The sequence below is a fragment of the Mycolicibacterium novocastrense genome, from assembly GCF_001570485.1.
In the GTDB taxonomy this organism is placed as follows: domain Bacteria; phylum Actinomycetota; class Actinomycetes; order Mycobacteriales; family Mycobacteriaceae; genus Mycobacterium; species Mycobacterium novocastrense.
The window spans coordinates 97,272-118,464 of record NZ_BCTA01000011.1 but is presented as its reverse complement, the minus strand read 5'-3'; the positions used below and the strand labels follow the sequence as shown (position 1 = coordinate 118,464).

21 protein-coding genes are annotated in these 21,193 nt (G+C 66.5%); 12 read left to right on the top strand and 9 right to left on the bottom strand.

What is annotated here, in order from left to right; translation table 11 throughout:
* Window positions 1-622: 622 nt before the first annotated feature.
* Together RMCN_RS30965 and RMCN_RS31805 are read left to right on the top strand one after the other, a co-directional pair.
* A complete protein-coding gene (locus tag RMCN_RS30965; RefSeq protein ID WP_165604404.1) occupies window positions 623-1,231 on the top strand; it encodes a hypothetical protein in 609 nt (202 codons plus the stop codon).
* Window positions 1,134-2,216: a hypothetical protein gene (locus RMCN_RS31805; RefSeq protein ID WP_201028787.1), complete on the top strand. Its 1,083-nt coding sequence runs from the start codon at window positions 1,134-1,136 to the stop codon at window positions 2,214-2,216. Before RMCN_RS30965 ends, RMCN_RS31805 begins: the two co-directional genes overlap by 98 nt.
* Before the next feature lie 67 nt (window positions 2,217-2,283).
* Here RMCN_RS31805 and RMCN_RS03435 read toward each other — a convergent pair whose 3' ends face one another.
* Window positions 2,284-4,044 (bottom strand): N-acyl-D-amino-acid deacylase family protein, encoded by a 1,761-nt coding sequence (locus RMCN_RS03435; RefSeq protein ID WP_067387281.1) that lies wholly within the window; start codon window positions 4,042-4,044, stop codon window positions 2,284-2,286.
* A gap of 92 nt (window positions 4,045-4,136) precedes the next feature.
* Here RMCN_RS03435 and RMCN_RS03430 point away from each other — a divergent pair, with 92 nt between their 5' ends.
* Window positions 4,137-5,477 (top strand): aromatic ring-hydroxylating oxygenase subunit alpha, encoded by a 1,341-nt coding sequence (locus RMCN_RS03430; protein WP_067387279.1) that lies wholly within the window; start codon window positions 4,137-4,139, stop codon window positions 5,475-5,477.
* On the top strand, window positions 5,455-6,087 hold the full coding sequence (locus RMCN_RS03425) for a TetR/AcrR family transcriptional regulator (RefSeq protein WP_234787554.1): 633 nt from the start codon (window positions 5,455-5,457) through the stop codon (window positions 6,085-6,087). The genes RMCN_RS03430 and RMCN_RS03425 overlap by 23 nt, the downstream gene beginning before the upstream one ends.
* Window positions 6,088-6,100: 13 nt before the next feature.
* Here the strand turns inward: RMCN_RS03425 and RMCN_RS03420 are convergent, their stop codons facing one another.
* Genes RMCN_RS03420 through RMCN_RS03405 form a run of 4 tightly spaced genes read right to left on the bottom strand, consistent with a single transcriptional unit; the run spans window position 6,101 to window position 10,966 of the window.
* A complete protein-coding gene (locus tag RMCN_RS03420; protein WP_067387277.1) occupies window positions 6,101-6,511 on the bottom strand; it encodes a Zn-ribbon domain-containing OB-fold protein in 411 nt (136 codons plus the stop codon).
* Between the two features lie 3 nt (window positions 6,512-6,514).
* Window positions 6,515-7,723: a thiolase family protein gene (locus RMCN_RS03415; RefSeq protein ID WP_067387275.1), complete on the bottom strand. Its 1,209-nt coding sequence runs from the start codon at window positions 7,721-7,723 to the stop codon at window positions 6,515-6,517.
* A gap of 19 nt (window positions 7,724-7,742) precedes the next feature.
* Window positions 7,743-9,962, bottom strand: coding sequence for an acyl-CoA dehydrogenase family protein (locus RMCN_RS03410; protein WP_067387273.1), 2,220 nt, complete (start codon window positions 9,960-9,962; stop codon window positions 7,743-7,745).
* Complete coding sequence (locus RMCN_RS03405) at window positions 9,959-10,966, bottom strand: NAD-dependent epimerase/dehydratase family protein (protein ID WP_067387271.1); 1,008 nt, start codon at window positions 10,964-10,966, stop codon at window positions 9,959-9,961. Before RMCN_RS03405 ends, RMCN_RS03410 begins: the two co-directional genes overlap by 4 nt.
* Before the next feature lie 120 nt (window positions 10,967-11,086).
* Here RMCN_RS03405 and RMCN_RS03400 point away from each other — a divergent pair, with 120 nt between their 5' ends.
* From RMCN_RS03400 to RMCN_RS03385, 4 genes are all read left to right on the top strand, one after another.
* Window positions 11,087-11,659: a TetR/AcrR family transcriptional regulator gene (locus RMCN_RS03400; RefSeq protein ID WP_067387269.1), complete on the top strand. Its 573-nt coding sequence runs from the start codon at window positions 11,087-11,089 to the stop codon at window positions 11,657-11,659.
* Window positions 11,656-12,522, top strand: coding sequence for an alpha/beta fold hydrolase (locus RMCN_RS03395; RefSeq protein WP_409366031.1), 867 nt, complete (start codon window positions 11,656-11,658; stop codon window positions 12,520-12,522). The genes RMCN_RS03400 and RMCN_RS03395 overlap by 4 nt, the downstream gene beginning before the upstream one ends.
* A 61-nt stretch (window positions 12,523-12,583) precedes the next feature.
* Entirely contained in the window at window positions 12,584-12,799 is a 216-nt protein-coding gene (locus tag RMCN_RS03390; RefSeq protein ID WP_067387267.1) for a three-helix bundle dimerization domain-containing protein, read from the top strand.
* 67 nt (window positions 12,800-12,866) lie between these two features.
* A complete protein-coding gene (locus RMCN_RS03385; RefSeq protein ID WP_067387265.1) occupies window positions 12,867-13,712 on the top strand; it encodes a mycofactocin-coupled SDR family oxidoreductase in 846 nt (281 codons plus the stop codon).
* Between the two features lie 12 nt (window positions 13,713-13,724).
* On the opposite strand, the gene RMCN_RS03380 is transcribed toward RMCN_RS03385, so the two are convergent.
* Window positions 13,725-14,576: an SDR family oxidoreductase gene (locus RMCN_RS03380; protein WP_067387263.1), complete on the bottom strand. Its 852-nt coding sequence runs from the start codon at window positions 14,574-14,576 to the stop codon at window positions 13,725-13,727.
* 352 nt (window positions 14,577-14,928) lie between these two features.
* On the opposite strand from RMCN_RS03380, the gene RMCN_RS03375 reads away from it, so the two are divergent.
* A complete protein-coding gene (locus RMCN_RS03375) occupies window positions 14,929-15,192 on the top strand; it encodes a hypothetical protein (protein ID WP_064415085.1) in 264 nt (87 codons plus the stop codon).
* Between the two features lie 72 nt (window positions 15,193-15,264).
* On the opposite strand, the gene RMCN_RS03370 is transcribed toward RMCN_RS03375, so the two are convergent.
* The gene (locus RMCN_RS03370) at window positions 15,265-16,494 is read right to left on the bottom strand and encodes a TerC family protein (RefSeq protein ID WP_067387261.1); all 1,230 of its coding nucleotides are present in this window, start codon (window positions 16,492-16,494) and stop codon (window positions 15,265-15,267) included.
* Between the two features lie 164 nt (window positions 16,495-16,658).
* Between RMCN_RS03370 and RMCN_RS03365 the strand changes: the two genes are divergently transcribed.
* Window positions 16,659-17,423 carry an SDR family NAD(P)-dependent oxidoreductase gene (locus RMCN_RS03365; RefSeq protein ID WP_067387259.1) on the top strand — a complete coding sequence of 255 codons (765 nt, stop codon included), beginning with the start codon at window positions 16,659-16,661 and terminating at the stop codon, window positions 17,421-17,423.
* A 120-nt stretch (window positions 17,424-17,543) separates the two neighbouring features.
* Complete coding sequence (locus RMCN_RS30765) at window positions 17,544-17,834, top strand: hypothetical protein (RefSeq protein ID WP_131808492.1); 291 nt, start codon at window positions 17,544-17,546, stop codon at window positions 17,832-17,834.
* A gap of 24 nt (window positions 17,835-17,858) precedes the next feature.
* On the opposite strand, the gene RMCN_RS03355 is transcribed toward RMCN_RS30765, so the two are convergent.
* Window positions 17,859-18,584, bottom strand: a complete 726-nt coding sequence (locus RMCN_RS03355; RefSeq protein WP_064415089.1) for a YwaF family protein — start codon at window positions 18,582-18,584, stop codon at window positions 17,859-17,861.
* A gap of 11 nt (window positions 18,585-18,595) precedes the next feature.
* Complete coding sequence (locus RMCN_RS03350) at window positions 18,596-20,164, bottom strand: serine hydrolase domain-containing protein (RefSeq protein ID WP_067387363.1); 1,569 nt, start codon at window positions 20,162-20,164, stop codon at window positions 18,596-18,598.
* Window positions 20,165-20,322: 158 nt separating this feature from the next.
* On the opposite strand from RMCN_RS03350, the gene RMCN_RS03345 reads away from it, so the two are divergent.
* On the top strand, window positions 20,323-21,135 hold the full coding sequence (locus RMCN_RS03345; RefSeq protein ID WP_067387255.1) for a DUF1906 domain-containing protein: 813 nt from the start codon (window positions 20,323-20,325) through the stop codon (window positions 21,133-21,135).
* The last annotated feature ends 58 nt before the right edge of the window (window positions 21,136-21,193 follow it).

Below are 21,193 nucleotides of genomic sequence, written 5' to 3'. Positions count from 1 at the left end.
TCTTGCGGCTCGGCGGAGGTGAAGTCGTCGCTCGGCGCGCGATCGTGCGGGCTGCCGGCCCGTGCTGCTGACTTCGCTTTGCCCGATATGCGCACTTGCGCGTGAGGATGTTGCGCGGGCGAAATCTTCACGCCGCGGTCGCGAGAAACTCCGGCGACGTCGCGGCCGATGCCCCAGCAACTCCGCGGTCGGTGATCAGCAGACGGAAGCTACGACGTGGCGCACATCACGGCGCGGAGCATGGGGTAGGCCTGGACGACGAGCGCCTCTCGTGTAGGTTTCCCTGAGATCGTTGCGTGAATCGGCAAGTACCGTGCCTCAGCTGCGATATGCCGAGTTATGACGCCTTCGCGCCATCATCAAGCCGGCTAGCGTAACCCACGCTATTTAGTGGGACGAATCACTTGCCTCTTAGGATAGGCTCAGCTAATCTTCAGCTGCCATTTGGCAAATTCACAGGCACAACAGGAGAAAACGTGCAACTAGCAGTTCAGGCCGGTCCGCCGGTTCAGGACCTCCCACCCAGTTACTCGCCGTCGAGCCGACGCAACTCCAAGCTGTTGGTTGCTGGCGTCGCGATGGCAAGTGCGGGTGTGATCGCGGTCAGCCCGGTGGCCCCCCGATGCCCACCGTTCAGGATGTCCAGGAGCGCGTGGCGCACGCCGCGGTCCAGCTCACGGCGGCCAGCAATCCGCTCCTCGTGTGGGGGCAGGCCATCGCCAACACATTCGGAAGCCTGGAGACGCTGACCGGCGACGCGACCAACGCGAACCTCAACCTTCTGCGGGAGTTGAGCACCGGCTACATCTTCCGGGAGGCAGCGAATGTCCTGATTCTCAACACCCTCAACCCGGGTCCTCTGCTCGATCAGGTCCTCAATTTCAACTCGAACTTCGGACCTGTGATCACCTCGGCCCTGGAGGGCACCTTCGAGGGGCTGAGGTTGGCGGCCGAGCAGTTCCCCGGCGTGATCACCGAGTCGTTGACTCACCTGTCGAAGGGCGAGTTCTTCGAAGCGTTCTCCAAGGTCAATGGCTGGTTCGTGCTCCGGGTGCTCGGTGGAGGTACGGCCGCTGATCGACGTCTTCTCCATCCCCGCCGACTTTGTGGGAGCCCTTCCCGGCGCGGAGAAGTTGCCCGCGCTGCTCGATGTGATCTCCGAGTTCGCGGTCACCAAGGCGATTTTCGAACCGATCATCGGCTCGATCGTCCAGTCGACGGAGATCTTTGATGCCACGCGCGAGGCTTTGGCCGCGGGCAACATCACGGATGCCATCACCAACCTGGTGAACCTGCCGGTGCTGGCGCTCAACGCTCTGGTCAACGGGTTCACGCCGGCCACCTCCCCCTCGGAGTGGCAGGGTCTGCTCGACCGTGGTCTGTTCACCTACCTCGCGGTCACGCTGCCCAACCAGATTGCCAATGCGATCGCGCCTCCGGCCCCGTCGACCCTCAGTGCCCTGGGCGGCCCGGGCGAGTTCCGCTTCGGTGGTGACCTCGTTCCGGTCAGCCTCGCCGACAAGGGTGAGGGTGAGGACGAAGGCACCGGCGAAGGCGAAGGCGAAGGCGAAGGTTCGGCCGCTGGCGAAGGTGTCGGCGAAGGCGCCGGTGAAGGCACCGGCGAGGACGTTACTGCCGGCACCGGCGAGGACGTCACCGCAGGCACCGGCGAGGAGTCGGGCGAAGGCGTCGGCGAGGACGTCACCGCAGGCACCGGCGAGGAGTCGGGCGAAGGCGTCGGCGAGGACGTCAGCGCAGGCGCTGGCGAAGAGTCGGGCGAAGGCACCGGCGAGGAGTCGGGTGAGACCTCGGGCGAAGAGACGGGCGAAGGCACCGACGCGACACCGAGCGAAGGCACCGGCGCGAGCGGCAGCACCAACACCGGCAGCAACACCTCGGGCATCAGCACCAGCCGGGGCGACGGCACCGGCACCGGCAGCACCACTGGCTCGACCGGCACAACCGGCTCGACCACCGGCACCGGCTCGACCGGCTCGACCACCGGCAGCACCGGCTCCGGCTCGGGCACCGGCACCGGATCGACCACCGGCACCACCGGCAGCACCGGCTCGACCACCGGCACCGGCAGCACCGGATCGACCACCGGCACCGGCTCCACCGGCAGCACCGGCTCCGGCTCGGGCACCGGCTCCGGTTCGGGCAGTGGCTCCGGCTCTGGCTCGGGCAGTGGCTCCGGCTCCGGCAGCAGCAACTAAGTAAGTACGACGGTGACGGCCCCCTCGGCAACGAGGGGGCCGTCTCTCGTCTGCGGTGATTGCGAGGTCAGCGAGCGCCGCGCACAAGCCGGCCCGGCCGGGCGCCGGTGTCGGCGCCGTCGCGCCGCGTCACCACGCCGCTGACGATCGTCGCGGTGTAACCGGAGGCGCCCTGCACCAGCCGCTGACCCCCGGCGGGCAGGTCGTAGGCCATCCGCGCGGGATGCAGAGTCAGCGCGTCCATGTCAATGACATTGACGTCGGCCTTCTTTCCCACCTCGATGACGCCGCGATCGCTCAGCCCGAACAGCTGCGCGGTGTCGTGGGATTGCTTGCGCACCACGTACTCCAGCGGAAGTTTGTCACCGCGGTGGCGGTCGCGCGCCCAATGCGTGAGCAAGAAGGTGGGATACGACGCGTCGCAGATCATTCCGCAATGCGCGCCGCCGTCGGACAACCCGACCACACCCGCCGGATGCAGCAGCATCTCCCGGATCGCGTCGTGGTTCCCGTAGAAATAGTTGTAGAACGGCAGCATCAGCATCGCCGTCGCGTCGTCCTCCAGCATCAGGTCGTACAACGTGGCCAGCGGATCCTCCCCACGTTCGCTGGCGATCTTCTCCACGGTGCGTTCGACGGTCGGTTCGTAGTCGGGTGGATCGCCCAGCGAATAGATGCGGCCGAGCGAATACTGCACCAGGGCAAACATGTTGTCGAACAACACATTCGGGTCCGGCGGTAGGTCTTTCTCGGCCAGGATCGCGGCCTTGACCGCCGGATCCGCCAGGCGTGCGCCCAACTCCTCGCGGCTGCTTTCGGCCTTCAGTTTGCGGAAGGTCGGCCGGTGCGTGAAGGCGTGGTGGCCCGGGAAGCCGAACAGCATCCCGAACGGACGCGCGGCGATCTGCGGATAGAGCTCACTGCCTGCCGCATGTGCCTGCGCCGAGATGTCGAGCTGTTCGCGCCACAGGTCGGGAGCCGCATCGACCTGGATCATCCCGAACGAGATCGGACGGTCGATCTCGGCGGCGAGACGCTTCATCCATTCGAGTTCCTTTTTGGGCGCGATGATGTCCTCGCCGGCGACTCCCTGCGGCGCCAGCTCGAACACCGCGCGCCCACCCGCGGCCATGGCGCGGCCGAGACCGAACAGTTCGTCCTCGGCGGCGAAGGTGCCCGGGACCGGTTCGCCGTCGATGGCCCGGTGCCCCAACGTGCGCGATGTCGAAAAACCCAGCGCGCCGGCCTCGATGCCTTGCTGCACGAGGCGGGCCATCGCCGCGATGTCCTCCGGTGAGGCGGGCTCGTTGCGGGCTCCGCGCTCCCCCATCGCATATGCGCGCACCGCGCCGTGGGCGATCTGGCTGCCCACATCGATGGCGAAGTCCTGCTTTTCGACGACATCGAGGTATTCGGGGTAACTCTCCCACCCCCACGAGATGCCCTCGGTGAGCGCGGTTCCCGGGATGTCCTCGACGCCCTCCATCAACCCGATCAGCCATTCCTCGTGGCCCGGCCGCACGGGTGCGAACCCGACCCCGCAATTGCCGGTCACCACGGTGGTCACCCCGTGGCCGCTCGAGGGCTCGAGCAGGCTGTCCCAGCTGACCTGCCCGTCGTAGTGCGTGTGGATGTCGACGAAGCCGGGCGCGACGACTTTCCCGGTCGCATCGATCGTCTCCGCGGCCTCGCCCTCGAGCGGAGCGTCGCCAGGTCCACGACGACGGACTTCGACGATCTTGCCGTCCCTGATGCCGATGTCCGCGCCGAACCGGTCCGCTCCTGTGCCGTCGACGACGGTTCCGCCGGTGATCTTCAGGTCGAACACGATAAGCCCTCCGCATCCGGATTTCAGCCGCTAGTGTCGGGCACTGTAACACCGTTACAGAGGCTTCGCGGCGACTTCGGAAAGGACCGTTCGTGACGCACACAGCGCGACAAATCCGACGCGAAGATGCGATCGGCGCCCCACCCGCGCGGCCCACGCTGGTGCCCGCCGAGCGGTACTACTCCGCCGGATTCGCCGCGCTCGAGAACGAACGCATGTGGCCCAGGGTGTGGCAGCTGGCCTGCACGCTCGACCACGTCGCCGAGCCCGGCGACTACTTCGAATATCGGTGCGGCCCATACTCCGTGCTGATCGTCTGCGGGGACGACGGCGTTCTGCGGGCGTTTCAGAACGTGTGCCGGCACCGCGGCAACTCACTGTGCTCCGGCGCCGGCTCGGGCCTGCGCGAACTGCGGTGCGGGTATCACGGCTGGACCTGGGACCTCGGTGGGTCGCTGCGGCGGGTGCCGAACCGCAAAGGGTTCGGCGCGTTGCAGATGTCCGAGCTCCCGCTTCTCCCGGTTGCCGTCGACACCTGGGAGCGGCTGGTCTTCGTCAATCTGGATGTCGACGCGATGCCGCTGCTCGACTACCTCGAGGAGTTGCCCGCCGACGTGAAGTGGTGCAAGCTCGCCGACTTCCGCTGCTATGCCACGATGACGATCGACGTCGACGCCAACTGGAAGACGATCGCCGACGGATACAGCGAGACCTACCACATTCAGACCCTGCACCCCGAGCTGCACCGGTGTATGGACGATGTCTACGCCCCACAGAAGATCTGGGGACACACGGGCAAATCCGAACAGCTGTACGGGATTCCGAGCCCGCATCTGAAGCAGCCCATCAGCGACGACGAGGTGTGGGATGCGTACGTCTGCACGCAGGGCGCGTTGATGGGCGTGGAGGAGGGCACCCCCCTGCCCGACGACCGCGAACCGGGCGCATCGGTGGCCGACGTCATCGCCGCCCGCACGCGCGCGTTCGCCGCCTCCCGCGGCGTCGACCTGCAATGGGCCGACACCGAGCAGATCATGCGGCTGCACCAGTACAACGTTTTCCCGAACATGACGCTGCTGATGAATGCCGACCATCTGACGGTGATGACGTCACATCCGGGATCGGATCCGGACCACGGCGAACTGGTGATGCTGCTGTGGACACGGATGACGCCCGGCGCGCCCCGCGCCACGCCCGTCGACGTGCGCATGACGGCCGACGATGCGCACCCGGGACTGGTTCTCACGCAAGACATCTCGGTGTTGGCCGGTTTGCAGCGAGGCCTGCACCAGCCGGGCTTGACGCACCTGACGCTGTCCAACGAGGAGCGCCGCGTGATCAACATGCACCGCAACCTCGAGCGCTACCTGGACCTGCCCGATTCGGAACGGATGACCGGAGGTGAGCCCGGTGACATCACGGCGGGCCGCTAGGGCACAGGAGGCCATCAGCGCAGAGGTCATCCTCGACGCCGCCGCCAGGATGATCGAACTGCACGGGGTGGACGGGTTCACCATGCGCGGGCTGGCCGAGCAGCTCGATGTGGCGGTGACGTCGATCTACTGGCACGTCGGCGGCCGCGACAAGCTGTTCGACAGCCTCGTGGACCGGCTGCTCGACGAGATGGCACATCTGCCCACCGACGGCAACAGCGCGGTCGACCGCATCGCCTCCCTCGCGCATGCTCAACGGCGGGCACTCATCAACAGACAACATCTGCTCGCGATCGCCCACGAACGCGACCAGACGCCTCGCTTGTTCCTGCCGGTTCAACAGGCGTTGGCGGCCCAACTCGCCGAGCTCGGGGTGACGGGCCAGGATGCGGCCCTGGTGCTGCGCGCGGTGCAGGTGCATGTCATTTCGTCTGCGGTGATGCAGTTTTCGGCCGTGCGCGGTGAGAAGCACGACGAGGAGGACCCGTCGCTGTGGACCGACGACTGGCCCGACCGTGCCCTCGTCGAAGCGCTGCAGTCACCCACCGACTACGACGCGGTGTTCGCCTACGGCCTTGAAGCGCTGCTGACCCCGCTGCGGCGAAGGTAACCGTTTGAGCCGACTACGCGGGTGTGTAGCGCAGCATCGTCACGTCGTGTTCGGGGTAGTCGAAGAACACGGGTTTGACCCGCATCCCGACTTTCAGCTCGCCGGGTTCGACGTCGACCAGCTCGGTGGAAAACCGCGGCCCCTCATCCCATTCGACGATCGCCAGCAGTTGCGGCACCGCATCGGCGAAGTGCGGCCCGACGGGTCGCCGTGCCACGGTGTAGGAGTACAGCGTGCCCATCCCGGAAATCTCACGCCACTCGAGGTCATCGGCGAGAGTCCGCGGGGCCCGCACCCTCGGATAGAACACGTACGCATTCGATGACGGCGAGTACTGGATCGTGATGCGGTGCTGGGCCAGTGCATCCCAAAAGGGCGCGGTGGTCGGGGTTTTCACCGGCATGGGCCGCTCGAAGGTGGTCACGGATCAGTCTCCTTGGAGGATCAGGGCGGTCTGCTCGGACAGGATTCCGCCGTTACCGGAGACGAACGCACGGTTGCAGTCGGGCACCTGTGCGGACTCGGCCCTGCCCATGATCTGGCGGGTCGCATCGCAGACGTGATGCATCCCGCCGGCAAGACCGGCCTGGCCGAAACCGAGTTGACCCCCGGCGGTGTTGAGCGGGAAGTCACCGCGGAACGTGAGGTCGTGGTCGGCGACGAACTGCATGCCCTTGCCCTTCTCACAGAACCCCGCGTCCTCCAGCGAGAGCAGCACGGTGATCGTGTAGCAGTCGTAGATCGAGACCATGTCCATATCGGCGCGGGTCAGATCGGTCATGCCGAACGCGGTTGCGGCGGCCTCCGCCATCGGGGTGTGCAGGAGATCGGCCGCGTACGTGGGCGTCTTGAACGGGACGTGCTCGCCGAAACCCTTGATCCACACCGGCCTGTTGCGCGTCCGTTTGGCGATGTCCGCGTTCGCGACGACCACCGCGGCGCCCCCCACACAGGGCATCACGATCTCGAGCATGCGCAACGGGTCGGCGATGACCGGACTGTCCAGCACGTCGTCGATGGTGAGTGGTTTGTCCTTCCAGATCGCGCCTTCGGTGTGGTTGGCGTTGACGCGCTGATCGACGACGATCTTGGCCATCGCCCGCTCGTCGTAGCCGTAGACCGCGCCGTAACGGGTGGCCACCTGACCGTACGGCCCGTTCTGCCCCAGGTTGCCGTAGGGGATCTCGAATTCCGCCTGTGGCGAGCCGTACTGGTTGCTCGACGAACCGAAGAACACGGCGTCCACCAACGGCTTCGGCTTCTTCTCCGACATCGGCGTGATGTAGCGCGCGGGCAGCGCGCACAGCACCACGTCACACAAACCCAGTTCGACGGCCGCGGCCGCCCGCCACACCATCGCCGCCGCACTCGCCCCGCCGAGGTCGACGAGTTCGGCGAAGTTGGCTCGCACACCGAGGTATTCGGCGATCGTGGACGGTACGAAGATCTCCGACTCGGCCAGGTGCGAGGTGACGATGCCGTTGACGAGTTCCGCCGACAGTCCGGCGTCCTGTAGCGCCGCCGACGCCAACTCCGCCCACTGCTCGAGGGTGAACGGCGCGGGGGTGGCCTTGTTCATCCGCTCCGGCGGGAGTTCGACATAGCCGACGATCGCGGCTTCACCACGTAGTCCCATGGGTGTCCTTCTCGGTTGATTACTTGCGGGGAAGCCCGAGGATCATCTGGGCGATGATGTTGAGCTGAATCTCCTTGGTGCCGCCGCCGATCAGTTCGGCGGGCACTCGCAGATACGGCGTGACGACATCGGAATCGGCGGCCATCGCCGATCGACCCGCCGAGCCGAGCGTCGCCGGGAATGTGCGTCGCAGAAGCACGTTCATCGCCACCTTGGCGATGCTGGAGGCCGCGCCCGAGGCCTGCCCGTCGAGCAACCGGATGGTCTCGCGCACGCCGAGTGCCTTGATCGCGTTGGCGTAGGCGTCGAGTTCGCCGAGTTCGCGCAGCGCGTCATCGCATGCGCCCTCGGGCGCCGCGGCGATTCGACGCAATGGCGCGGCCCTGTCGTACTGCACGTAACCGCTGATGGCCGAACGCTCCTCGGCCATCGTGGCGATCGCCAGGGCCCATCCTCCGGTCGGTTCACCGAGAAGCATCTCGTCGGGCACGAAGACGTCGTCGAGGAAGACCTCGTTGAACTCCTCTTCCCCGCTGGCCTGCTTGATCGGCTGAATCTCGATTCCGGGTGAGCGCATGTCGATGATGAAGTAACCGATACCACGGTGTTTGGGGGCGGCCGGATCGGTCCGGGCCAGTAGCGCCCCATAGTCGGCCCGGTGCGCCGACGAGGTCCAGATCTTGTGTCCGTGGATGCGCCATCCGCCGTCGACCTTGGTCGCGCGCGTGGCCAACGCGGCGAGATCGGACCCCGCGCCCGGCTCGCTGAACAACTGGCACCATGCCAGCTCACCGCGCTGGGTGGACGGGATGAGTTTGTGCTGCAGCTCTTCCGAACCTGCCTTGATCAGCGAGGGCAGGATCCATTCGGCGATTCCCAGCGACGGCCGTACCACGGCGGGCCGTTTGCCGAATTCCTCGTCGATGATCAGTTGGTGCAGCGGGCTGGCGTCGATCCCCCAGGGCGGCGGCCAATGGGGTGCGATCAACCCCGCGTCCGCGATGGCGGTGCGCTGAGGGCCCGTGGCGAAGTGTTCGTAGTCGCCCTGACGGCCCGGGCTGTCGTTGCGCAGCGCCGCAGCCTTGTCGAGGGTCTCGGCAATGCGGGAACGGAACGCGGCTTCGGCGTCACCGAGGTCGACCGAGAAGTCGCGTTCGCCGGTGGCGGTCAGTTCCCCCAGCCGTTTGGCCCAGCGATTCCTGTCGCCGATCGACGCCGACAGGCTGGTGGCCCGGCGCCAGTAGAGGTGCAGGTCGTGTTCCCAGGTGAAGCCGATGGCGCCGAACATCGTCAGCGTGTCCAGGGCAAGGTCCGGGCACGGCGCGACGGCCATCAGCGCGGCACCGGCCGCGGCCATCGCGTGTTGGTCGATCGGTTCGGAAGCCGCGCGCACCGCGTCCCAGGTCGCCGCGCCGGCCAACTCGCTGTTGACCAGAAGCATTGCGGCGCTGTGCTGCAGCGCTTGGAACGTACCGATGAGCTTGCCGAACTGTTCGCGTGTACGCAGATGTGCGGTGGCGGCTTCCACACACCACTGAGTGATACCGGCGGCCACGCTCGCCGTCAGCGCGGTGGTGAGGCACTCGGCCCGCTCGGCGTCGATACCGTCGAGAACGTCGGTCTTCTCGACCGGATAGTCGGCCAGACGCAACCTGCCGAGGTCGGTCAGCAGGTCGGTGCCGCGCACGGATTCGACTGTCGCCGAGGGGTGAGCCGTATCGGCGGCGAGCCAGACCCGATCCCCGCGGTCGGTGACGGCGCAGACCAAAGCGGTTGTCGCCGTGCAGATTCCCGCGAGCAGATCCGAGTCGCCGTCGATCAACCAGCGCTGACCGTCGTCGCGAGCGGTGAACGTCGAGTGGCCGGGCAACGCCACCGCGGCCGCCGCACCCTCGGCGAGGCGGGTCAGGACCGCTTCGGCCGCGGGGGTCGGTTCGGCCAGCAGCGCGACCGCGCCGGTGGCCACGGTCGACAGCAGCGGCCCGGGAAGCGATGTCCTGCCCGCCGCCTCGAGCACACAGGCTGCGTCGAGCAGGCCGCCACCCTGGCCGCCGTATCGCTCGGGCAGGTGCACGGCGTGAAAGCCGTTGGCGACGAACTCCTCCCACCATGACGGCAGATGACCCTGCGCAAGCAGGTCGAATGACTCGCGAGTGGCGGATACCGGGGCACGCCGCGCGGCGAACTGTGCCACCGCTTCGCTGAGTTCGCGTTGCTCAGGGCTCAGCGCCAGGCTCATGCGGAATCCCTTCCCGACCGGCGTGACGCTCGGAAGAACTGCGCGGCCGCCGCGATCGCGTCGGGCGTCGGCGACGGCTGCCAGCCCAACTCGTGTACCGCCTTTGAGTGGTCCGTCTCAGACATGATGTTCATCATCCGGATGTTCAGGGGCGTCAACATGGTGTCACGGCCGCGGAGCCGGGCGATCCAGCTGCTCGGATAGCTGGCGGCAGCCATCAACTTGATCGGGACGCCGCGCCGTGGAGGTTCGACTCCTACTGCCGCACAACCGACTTCGAAGATCTCCCGCGCGCTCATCCACCGTTCGGAGATGATGTAGCGCTCGCCGACCCGGCCGCGTTCACCGGCAAGGATCATCGCTCGCGCGGCATCCTCGATGCCGACGGTCTCGCTCTCGAAACCGTCGATGTAGAACGGCAGCTTGCCCCGCACCGCCGCCGACAGCAGGCCCCCGTGCGGGGTCGGCAGCCAATCTCCCGGCCCGTAGGTGTTCGAGACGCACATCGCGACCGCGGGAAGGCCCTTCTCGGCGCTGTAGCGCAGCACCATCTGCTCGGCCTGCACCCGACTGCGGACGTAGTCACCGCCGATGTCGAGCCAGTTGTGGGCGGTGGTCTCGTCGGCGGGGCCGTCGCTGGAACGGCCGATGGTGGCGATCGAACTGGTGAACACGAAGCGGTGCAGTCCCGCGTCGACGGCGACGTCGAGCACGGCTCGCAGCCCCTCGACGTTTGTGCGCCACATTGGCGCGGGGTCGAGCAGCCACGGACGGGCGTCGACGACGCAGTAGTACACGACATCGCATCCCCGCATCGCGGAGCGCACACCGTCGGCGTCGAAGATGTCCCCGCGCCGGATGTCGACGGGCAGACCGTCGATGCCGCGCGTGGAACTGGTCGGCCGGATCAACACCCGCACGTCATCGCCGCGGGCGGCCAACTGCTTGGTGACATGCGAACCCAGGAAACCGCTGGCGCCGATGACGAGCTTGCTGGGCCTCACCGGTGGCCGGCCAATCGCGTTCCTCTCCACGTTCACGAGACGCAACGTCTCGTCTTGCCAAGATTATGCAGTGCTGTCACCATCTGTAAAGCCGCCCCCCGTCAGATGCGGAGTCAACCGATGGTCACCGAGGCCAGAGCGCCCCGCCGCCGCAGCGAGCGGTCCCGAACGGCGATCATCTCGGCCACCAAGGAACTGCTGCTGCAGCGCGGGTTCGACGGGCTGAGCATCGAAGCGGTCGCGGCGCGCGCAGGTGTCGGGAAGCAGACGATCTACCGGTGGTGGCCGAGCCGCCGGGCCCTCGTCGCCGATGTGCTGCTCGAGGATGCCGACAAGATCCTGCGGCCCGTCGGGCAGACCGACGACCTCGTGGCGGACCTGAGCCGATGGTCGGCCAGCCTCGCGGCGACGCTCACGGGCGAGCGCGGCAACGCGATGCTGCGCATCCTCACCGTCGCGGGAATGGAACACGAAGACGTCAAGGCGCGCATGCAGGCGGGTTTCAGCGCCCCTCTGCACGAGGGCGTGAGAGCGCGGTTGTCGGCTGACGGAATCGACGATGCGACATCGCAGGCGGCGGCCGACGCCATCGTCGGCGGAATCGTCTACGCGATCCTCACCGAAGGACGCTCGTTTCGCCGGAGCCGGGCCGAGGCGATCACCCGGACCGTCATTGCCGGGGCATCCCGATGACCATGTCTCCCAGAGTGTTTCGTGTGGTCGGTGACGGCGGCGTGACGATTGTCGCAGACCGAATCGGCGATGCGACCGCACCGGCGGTGGTGTTCTTGCACGGCGGCGGACAGACCCGTCGGTCATGGGGCCGGGCCGCGGCCGCGGTTGCCGAACGGGGATGGCAGGCCGTCACCGTCGACTTCCGCGGGCACGGCGAGTCCGACTGGTCGGCCGACGGCGACTACCGCGTCACCACGTTCGCCGGAGACGTGCTCGAAGTGCTTCGAGAACTTCCCGACAAGCCCGTCATCGTCGGCGCCTCTCTTGGTGGTATCACCGCGATGCTTCTTGCCGGAGAACTCGCGCCCGGTGCGGTGCGCGCGATCGTCCTCGTCGACATCGTGCCGGACATGAACCCTTCCGGCGCGTCGCGCATTAACGAATTCATGGCCGAGAAGATGACGTCGGGCTTCGCATCGCTCGACGAGGTCGCCGACGTGATCCAGCAGTACAACCCCCACCGGCCGAGGCCCGCCGACCTCAACGGCTTGAAGACGAACCTGCGCCAGCGCGACGGTCGCTGGTACTGGCACTGGGACCCGAAGTTCATCGACGGCACCGCCGCGCTGCCGCCGATCGAAGTGACCGAGGTGGACCGGATGCACTCTGCGGTTGCGGCGATCCTGCGCAACGGCATCCCGATGCTGCTGGTGCGGGGGCAGATGAGCGACCTCGTGACCGAAGAATGCGCCCGCGAGTTCCTCGGCCGGTTCCCCGACGTCGAATTCGTCGATGTCGGCGGCGCCGGACATATGGTGGCCGGGGATCGCAACGATGCCTTCGCCGAGGCCGTGGCGAAATTCGTCATCCGGCACACTTAGGGTCGAGATTTCATCCGGTCGCCCCTTGACCGGTTAGCCCTTCTAAGAGCAAGCTTCGCTGGTGATCGAGTTGAGTGAACAACAGATCCTGGATCAGATCGCCGACCGCCTTTCGGTCTCCTACCCGAGCGTCCCGACGGATGCGGTGACGAGCCTGGTCCGCGAACACCACGCCCGCTTCGAGGGCCGCCCGATCCGCGACTTCATCCCGCTGTTCGTCGAGCGGGAGGCACGTGCCGAGCTCGAGCGGCTCGAACGCCCCGCCGCGCGGGTCTGATCTTCGGGACCGCCTCGGGGAAGCGTCGGCCCTGAAGGACCGCCCCTTCCGCACGCGAAAGGCTGCAATGACAGAGAACAGGGTCGGCCGGGTTGCCGGCAAGGTCGCGTTCATCACGGGCGCTGCACGCGGTCAGGGACGGGAACACGCGGTTCGACTCGCCGAGGAGGGCGCCGACATCATCGCCGTCGACGTGTGCGACGACATCGACGCCGCCAAATACCCCGGTCCCACGGAGGCAGACCTCGCCGACACCGCGACGCTGGTCGAGAAGTCGGGCCGCCGCATCGTGACCGCCAAGGCGGATGTGCGTGACCTAGCGAGCCTTCAGACCGCTCTCGAGCGTGGAGTCGCTGAACTCGGTCCGCTCGACATCGTCGTCGCCAACGCCGGCATCAGCGCCGACCCGGCGCCGGCCGCGATGATCGGGGAATCCGCGTGGCAGACGATGCTCGACATCAACGTGACCGGCGTCTGGCACACCGTGAAAGCCGCACTGCCGCACATGACCAACGGCGGCGGTTCGATCGTCCTGGTCAGCTCGATGTTGGGACTTCGTGGCGGCGGCTACATGGCCCACTACGCCTCAGCCAAGCATGCTGTCGTCGGGTTGATGAACTCCCTGGCCAATGAACTTGCGCCACAATGGATCAGGGTCAACTCGATTCACCCCGGCAACATCCTGACCCCGATGATCGACAACGATCACTTCCGTCGCACGGTCCGGCCCGACCTCGCCGATCCGACGATGGAAGACGCTACGCAGGTCATCGGGCACTTCCACCTGCTGCCGAAACCCGTCATCGAGGCCCGCGCCGTGAGCAACGCCGTGTTGTTCCTCGCCTCCGACGAATCGCAGTACATCACCGGAGCGGCGTTGCCCGTCGACGCCGGCGCCGTGGCGAAGTTCTGATTTTCGCGGGACCTACCTGGTGGCGCCGAACCTTCCGAACCGCCACAGATAGGACGGCAACCGCCGAGCAGGCACAGACTTCGGCCAGTCTCGCGCCCGGAAGTAGGCATCGGATCCGCCGTCGACGAAAATGATGCTGCCGCAGAGGAAATCGGCGGAGTCCGACAGCATGAACAACATCCAGTCGGCCAGCTGAGCGGGGTCTCCGAAACCGCCAATGGGCACCGGGAAAGCCTTGACCGCCTTGGCCTCACGCGGTGTGGCCAGCTGCTTCTCCAGCAGCGGCGTCATGATGGCACCGGGCGCCAGGGCGTTGAGCCGGATGCCCTCACCGGCCCACTGCCTGCTCACCGCGGTGCGCCGGACCCAATGGGAGACCGCGATTTTGGAGGCGGCATACCCCAGCGACGGCGCGACGGGCCCGAACAGCTTCAGTGAGCGCACCGCCTTGTCGGTGTCGCCGGCCAACAGCGCACGCACCGTGCGCCTGGGTACCGCTGGGGTGGTAGTCGTCGAATTACTGCCTATCACCACAACTTTGGCTCTGTCAGCGGCGGCCAACGCAGGGCGCCATGCCTGCAGCAGGTCGACCACGCCGCGATAGTTGACCTCGAATATCAGCCGGGCGCTGTCCTTGCCAGGTGTCGGCCCGATTCCGGCGGCCAACACGGCACCGTCGAGTCGGTCCGACCGGGCCAGCACCTGATCAGCGGCGGCCTGCCGTCCCTCGGCGGTCGCCAGGTCGGCCACGATGTCGCCTTCTTTGACGTCGACGGCGATGACGGTGTGCCCCTGTGCCCTCAGTTTGGTGGCGGCTTGCTGCCCCATGCCGGAGGCGGCCCCGGTGACCACGTACACGCCCATTTCGACTCTCGCTTTTCTCGTTTCACCCAATGTCGACGGGCAGCGTAACGGTGAGCAGGGACCTGCCCGCTCAGCGGTCACCCCCCTGAGCTTTCCGAGGCCGCTTCGAAAGCGAGGTTTGCACCGGCTCCCTTCGGGCACAGATGTGCCATGAGCCATGATCCGTATGCATCCACCGACCGAATCAGCTCGGCGATCTGGGTGGGCATCGCGATCGGGACGTCCGCGTTTGTGTTGCTGTCGGCGATCCTCGCCGCGGGCTGAACTTGTTGGGATCGGTAGGCCCGGTCCCCGGCTGTACTTCAGTCACAACGAAGCCACCCCGGCAACGTGATGACGAAGAGGAACAGCAATGAACATCGTCCCCGCCCGCATCGAAGAGCAGGTCAGCCGCGTCGACCGGACGTACAGCCTGGTGATCGGAATCTCCGCGGGGCTCACTGCGCTCTGGTCGCTCTACCGCGTGCTCTGGCTCTTCTACACGGCGGCGACGTTCTCCAGCGTCGGATGGTCACCGGTTTCCTTGGTGCTGCCGCTCGTGCTGTGGCTCGTGATCGGTGTCGCCGCTGGCTACGTTGCCGCCGCGTTCCTGATCCGGTACGCCAAACAACCCTGACCGTGACCGGAGGGGGCCGCAGCGGATGCGGCTCTTTTCGGCGTGTGTGGCTTCCGCGGCGGTCGCGAGCAGTTATCGCGCCGTGAGCCCCTTCGGGGTGAACGGTGCTGCCTCGCCACGCTCGACTGCCTCATCGTGCTTGGCGGCTGCGCGATCGAGCAGTTCGATGAGGGCGTCTTCGTCGCGAACCAACTGCCGGTACTTGGGCCCGAGCGCGAGGATCTGATCACGTTCGCGAAGCAGCGACGTGAAGATGCGTTCGCGTTCCTCGGCGCTCTTGGTGTACTCGGAGTCGAGATAGGCCCGAGCGTGCCGGCGAGCGTTGGCGATCGCCGTCTGGGCCACCCCCTTCTTGCTGAACAGCGAGGCGACGACGGTGACGACGAGGACCCCGATGATCACCGAGAGGGACAGGCCGGTGCCGACCTCCACGACCTTGACGGGTTCTCCGTCGTTGATGAACGGCACGTTGTTCTCGTGCAGCGCATGCAGAATCAGCTTCACCCCGATGAACGCCAAGATCGCCGCCAGGCCGTACGAAAGGTAGATCAGCCGGTCGAGCAGGCCGTCGATCAGGAAGTACAGCTGCCGAAGGCCCAGTAGCGAGAACGCCGTCGCGGTGAAGACGATGTAGACGTTCTGGGTCAGACCGAAGATCGCCGGGATCGAGTCCAGGGCGAAAAGAATGTCGGTGCCGCCGATGGCGACCATCACCAGAAGCATCGGCGTCATCGCGCGCTTTCCGTCCACCGTGGTGAACAGCTTGTCGCCGTCGTAGTGGTCGGTGGTGTGGAAGACCTTCCTCGCGAGCCGAATGATGAAGTTGTCGGCGGTCTCAGAGTCGCTGCTGTCTGGCGCCAGCATGTTTCCCGCGGTGAGCAGAAGGATCAATCCGAACGCGTAGAAGACCCAGGCGAAGGTGTTGATCAGCGCTGCGCCGAGGAAGATGAAGCCGGTACGCGCGATCAACGAGAACACGATGCCGAACAGCAGCACCTTCTGCTGGTCCTCGCGCGGCACGCGGAAGCTGCTGATGATGATCAAGAAGACGAACAGGTTGTCGACCGACAGCGCCTTCTCGGTGATATACCCCGCAAAATACTCGCCGCCAGGGTCAACGCCCCCGAAGACCAGGACGCCGACCCCGAACAGCACCGCGATCCCGACGTAGGCCGCCGACCAGATCGCCGCCTCTTTGAGGGTCGGGACGTGGGCCTTCCGTACGTGGAAGAAGAAGTCGAAAGCCAGGAGTGCGACGATGGCGGCGATCGTCAGTGCCCACACCCATCCGGGAACCACCATGCGCTACTCGCTATCTCTCACCGGAACCGACTGCCCCTAGTGGTGCCCGCAATGGACCGTTCGAATCCTCGACCGGGTCGACGCACCGCCCGGCCGATACCCCGAACCCCACGCATTACGGTTGGTCGAGCACAGCTACCACGATAGACAGGAGAACGTCGGAGATGACGATTCTGGACCGCTTCCGACTCGACGACAAGGTCGTCGTCATCACCGGCGCATCGTCCGGGCTTGGAGTGTCGTTCGCCGAGGCGGTTGCACAAGCCGGCGCGGACGTGGTGCTGGCCGCCCGACGTGTCGAAAAGCTCGAGGCCACAGCAGAACTCGTCAGGGCCGCCGGCAGGCGTGCTCTCAACGTCCAAACCGATGTCGCAGAGCCCGATCAGTGCACGGCGCTCGTCGACGCGGCAATGCAGGAGTTCGGCCGCGTCGACGTGCTGGTGAACAACGCCGGAGTGGGCACCGCCGTGCCCGCCACTCGGGAAACACCCGAGGAGTTCCGCAAGGTCGTCGACGTCAACCTCAACGGGTCGTACTGGACCGCCCAAGCGTGTGGGCGGGTGATGCAGCCGGGTAGTTCGATCATCAACATCGCCAGCGTGTTGGGATTGACCACCGCGGCGCTGCCCCAGGCCGCCTACAGCGCCAGCAAGGCCGCGATCGTCGGCCTCACCCGCGACCTCGCCCAACAGTGGGGAGAGCGCAAGGGGATCCGCGTCAACGCCCTGGCGCCGGGATTCTTCAAGTCCGAGATGACCGACGAGTACAAGCCGGGCTATCTGGAGCGCACCCTGGCCAGCCGCGTGGTTTTCAAACGCTTGGGTGAGCCGCACGAGTTGTCGGCCGCCGTCGTCTGGCTCGCGTCCGAAGCCGGTGGCTACGTCACGGGCCAGACCATCGTGGTGGACGGCGGCGTGACGATCACGTAGGCGTCGTGCAACGCTTCGCGTTCGCTTCGGTCACGAAACGCGTACAGGACTGACGGCACCGCCGTCACGGTGATTCCATGGACCCCGGCGGCTCGCGGATGACGGGCCGAAAGGTTGCCTATGGGTTCGCTCGTGCCGTATTGGGTGGGTCTGCTGGTGGTGGTCGCGATCCTCAGCGCGATGGGCGGATTTGTCGCATCGACGGCCATGCGGCGGAACAAGCGGCATACGGGGCGCATCTTTGCGCTCGGCGCCTTCTGTGGATTCCTTGCCGGCGCGACGGTGGCCGGGCGGCACAGCGCTGCCGGCAGAACCCGAGCGGTCCTGCGGCGCAGCGGGATTCGGTCGTTGACCAGGCTCGCCCTTGCTTCGCGACCGGCCCGGCGGCGCTGGCTCTCGATAGGACGCTAGACCGACCGGCACCGGCGGTTCGACTCAAACCGCCCCGGCGGTTCGCCGTTTCCGCTCCCATGGCCACGTCATGAGGGCCCAGGCGGCGACGATGATCGCCACTTCGACGGCCACATACATCGGCCACGGTCCGAACACGTCCAACAACGACGCGGTCGGTGGCTTCCTGTTCAAATAGCCGTAATTCGTGCCGACGATCGCGTTGAAGGTATAGGTCGCCGCTGCCCATATCAGGGTTACGACGACGGTGAAACGGTAGCTGCGCCACCGCGGACGCATCCCGCGTCCCCAGGTGAGATAGATGGCCGCCCATACCGCGAAAACGTGGAGCACGAAGAACGTGAGGAAAAGGTGATGTGGAAAATCCGGTGCACCGTCTCGAGGTGTTCCCACATCGGGCGTCAGCAGCGCCTGCGAGCTCAGGAGCAGACACCAGTAGTACGTCAGCGCGAAAGCCCAATGCCGTTGCGACCACAGCGCATAAGCGGCGGTGAGTTCGGCGATGTCACACAGTTGTATCGGCACGGACGTTTGAATGTCGGGCCGGATCACCTTGTAGACCAATGCCACCACGAACGCCGCGACGATCAGCAACGCGAACACGCGCGAGAACACCCGCGCCTGGGCCTCGGTCTGGCGACGCCCCAACCAGATCAGCAATACCGCGCCGACCACGAAGATGGCCAGCACCACCAGGTGCGACGGCCCGTATGCCTCGAACTGCCCTTGTGCGTAGTACAACTCGGTCATCTCGTGCTCGTTCAGCGAGGTTTGGGGGCCGGCTGCGTGTCGGTGTAGAGGTCCAGTGTTCGGGCGGTCACCGTGGCGAGTTCTCCTTGTAAGTTCGACAGTGGTCTGCTGCCGCGGATGTGTATGACGTTCGTCAGCAGGATCACATACGTCTCAGAAGCCGGGTCTATCCACATCGACGTCCCGGTAAAACCGGTGTGCCCGAAGCTGCCGACGGGAAAGAGCAGTCCGCGCGGCCTGGAGTGGCCCGTGTCGATGTCCCAACCCAACCCGCGCAGGTCTTGACCATCGATCGCCGGATAGTTCGGGGCCAGTAGCGGATTCGAGTTCGGCGCCACGGCGAGGGCCTCTCGAACGGCATCGTTGGCCGCCTCGATCTGTCCGGGTGAGTGTCCCGGTTGCTGGGGCGTGGTCATCAGCCGCAGAGTCTCCTGCGTCAACGGAAACGTGCTGGGGCGGCCGGCCAGTCGATCCAGCAGGGCTTGGGCGAAGATGCTGATGTCACGCGCGGTCGAGAACACCCCGGCATGCCCGGCGACGCCGCCCATGCGGCGTGCTGTCGGATCATGGACGGTGCCTCGCAACGGGTAGTCGAGGTCAGGATTGCTGCCCGGCTGGGCTCTGCCTTCCTCGTCGAGGGCTGTCGGGGCGACTCGGGGCAAAATGTCTGTGTCCCAGGCACCTTCGGGACAGGTGGTCGGTGCGGGTGGCTCCGACGTGGACGCCCAGGCGATCGCGGCTCCTCTGATCTGGTGCGGGCCGCATGCCTTGGTCGCGGGCAGGTAGCGGGTGTCCGCCATGCCCAGGGGCGTGAACACGTTCTGCTCGACGTAGACGTCCTCGGACTCGCCGGTGATTTCTTCGATCAGCGCTCCGAGCAGGATGAAGTTGATGTCGGAGTAACGAAACACTTCACCCGGCTCGAATCGCAGCGGCGTGGCAAGCGCGCGACGGATCCCTTCCGTGCTGTCGGGGGCCGCCAAACCCCACGGGTCCCGCAGGTCGATATCGCCCGCGATACCGGAAGTGTGGGTGAGCAACATGCGCAGCGTCACCTGTGACCGCTGCGGATCGCGCGCACCGTTGAAGGCGGGCAGATAGGTCTGCACCGGTTCGTCGAGTCCGACCTTGTCCTGTTCGTAAAGCTGCATGACGGCGGTCGCCGTGGCAAGGCTCTTGGTCAACGACGCAACGTCGAAGATCGTGTTCTCGGTCATCGGCTCGGCAGGCGCCGGGGCCCCGTCGAGGCCGGGTTCGCCCGCCAGTTTGCGCGAGCCGTACGCATGGTGAACGACGAGCTTGCCACGGTGTCCCACCGCGACCACCGCGCCGGGTAATTCGTGTGCGGCGATCGCGGTGTTGATCAACTCGTCAACCGCCGGCAGGCCGGGCGCCGCAAGCGTGGGCGTCTGGGTCGCGGTCGACGGGTACGGCGTCGCCCGCGCACCGGAGTCCGCCGGCGGATCGTCAACGGCTCCACCGCACGCCGAGGCCGCGGTCAGCGCGATGACGACCGTGGCGATGGCAAGGCACCTCGACCACGCCCGCTTGCCGTGCGTGGCGGGTCGGTCTGCGGGCATGGCCACCCCGTCCGGTCGAAGATGCGGGTGCGACGCCGCCGGGTACAGCTGCGTTTCGGTCATCAGCATAGGGCGAAAGTGTTTCGGCCCAGCGGGGTCAGCACAGAGGAATCGACTGACCGGCACCCGCGCGTCGTCAATGTTGTTAGCATCGCGCCGTGCAGGACTTCCCGACGTCACCCGGTCGTGGCGGAGGGCACTCTCCTTCACGACGCGAACTCCTCAAGTATGCCGTCGCCGCGCCGCCGCTGTTCTTTCTCGGCGCGGCGGCCGCGACGCTCTTCGGCCCGAGTGCGTCGGCGGCGCCGCTGCGGCTCGTCGACTTCGCGCACCGCAAGGTGCCGGCCGATCAGCTCAAGGCGGCGGGCTTCGACGGCGCGCTGGTTTACGTCTCCGAGCTGCGGCCGGGCGCTGACTTCGACTTCAAACCGGTGACGCGCGAATATGCCGACTCGCTGCGGGCCGAGGGTCTGCACGTCGTCAGCTGCTACCAGTACGGCAAGCCGGGCTGGCCGACGCCGTCCGATTACACGCGCGGGTACGACGGTGGTGTGGCGGACGCCCTGACCGCCCTGCGATTGCACAATGCCGCGGGTGGACCTGATTCGGCACCCATCTTCTTCAGCGTCGACGAGGACATCGACGCCGAGACGTGGGAGAACGTCGCGCGCGAGTGGTACCGCGGAATCAACTCCGTTCTGGGTGTGGATCGCACCGGCCTCTACGGCCACGCGCGGGCGTGCTCGTGGGCGATCGGCGACGGGGTCGTCGGCCGCTCGACCAGCGACGGACATTGGTGGGTGTGGCAGACCAAGGCCTGGTCGGCCGGTGAGCGTGACCCCCGGGCCGTGCTCTATCAGGCCGTGGTGATCGGTCCGTCAGAGCCCGGTGTGCCCATCGGAGACACCCACGTCGACGTCGACGAGGTCCTCGCGCCCGACTTCGGCCAGTGGGATCTGGACCGAGGCTGACCGTGCCCGTTACCAGAGCGTTTCGCCGTCGTTGCGCTGAAATCGGCGCGGGAGCGTT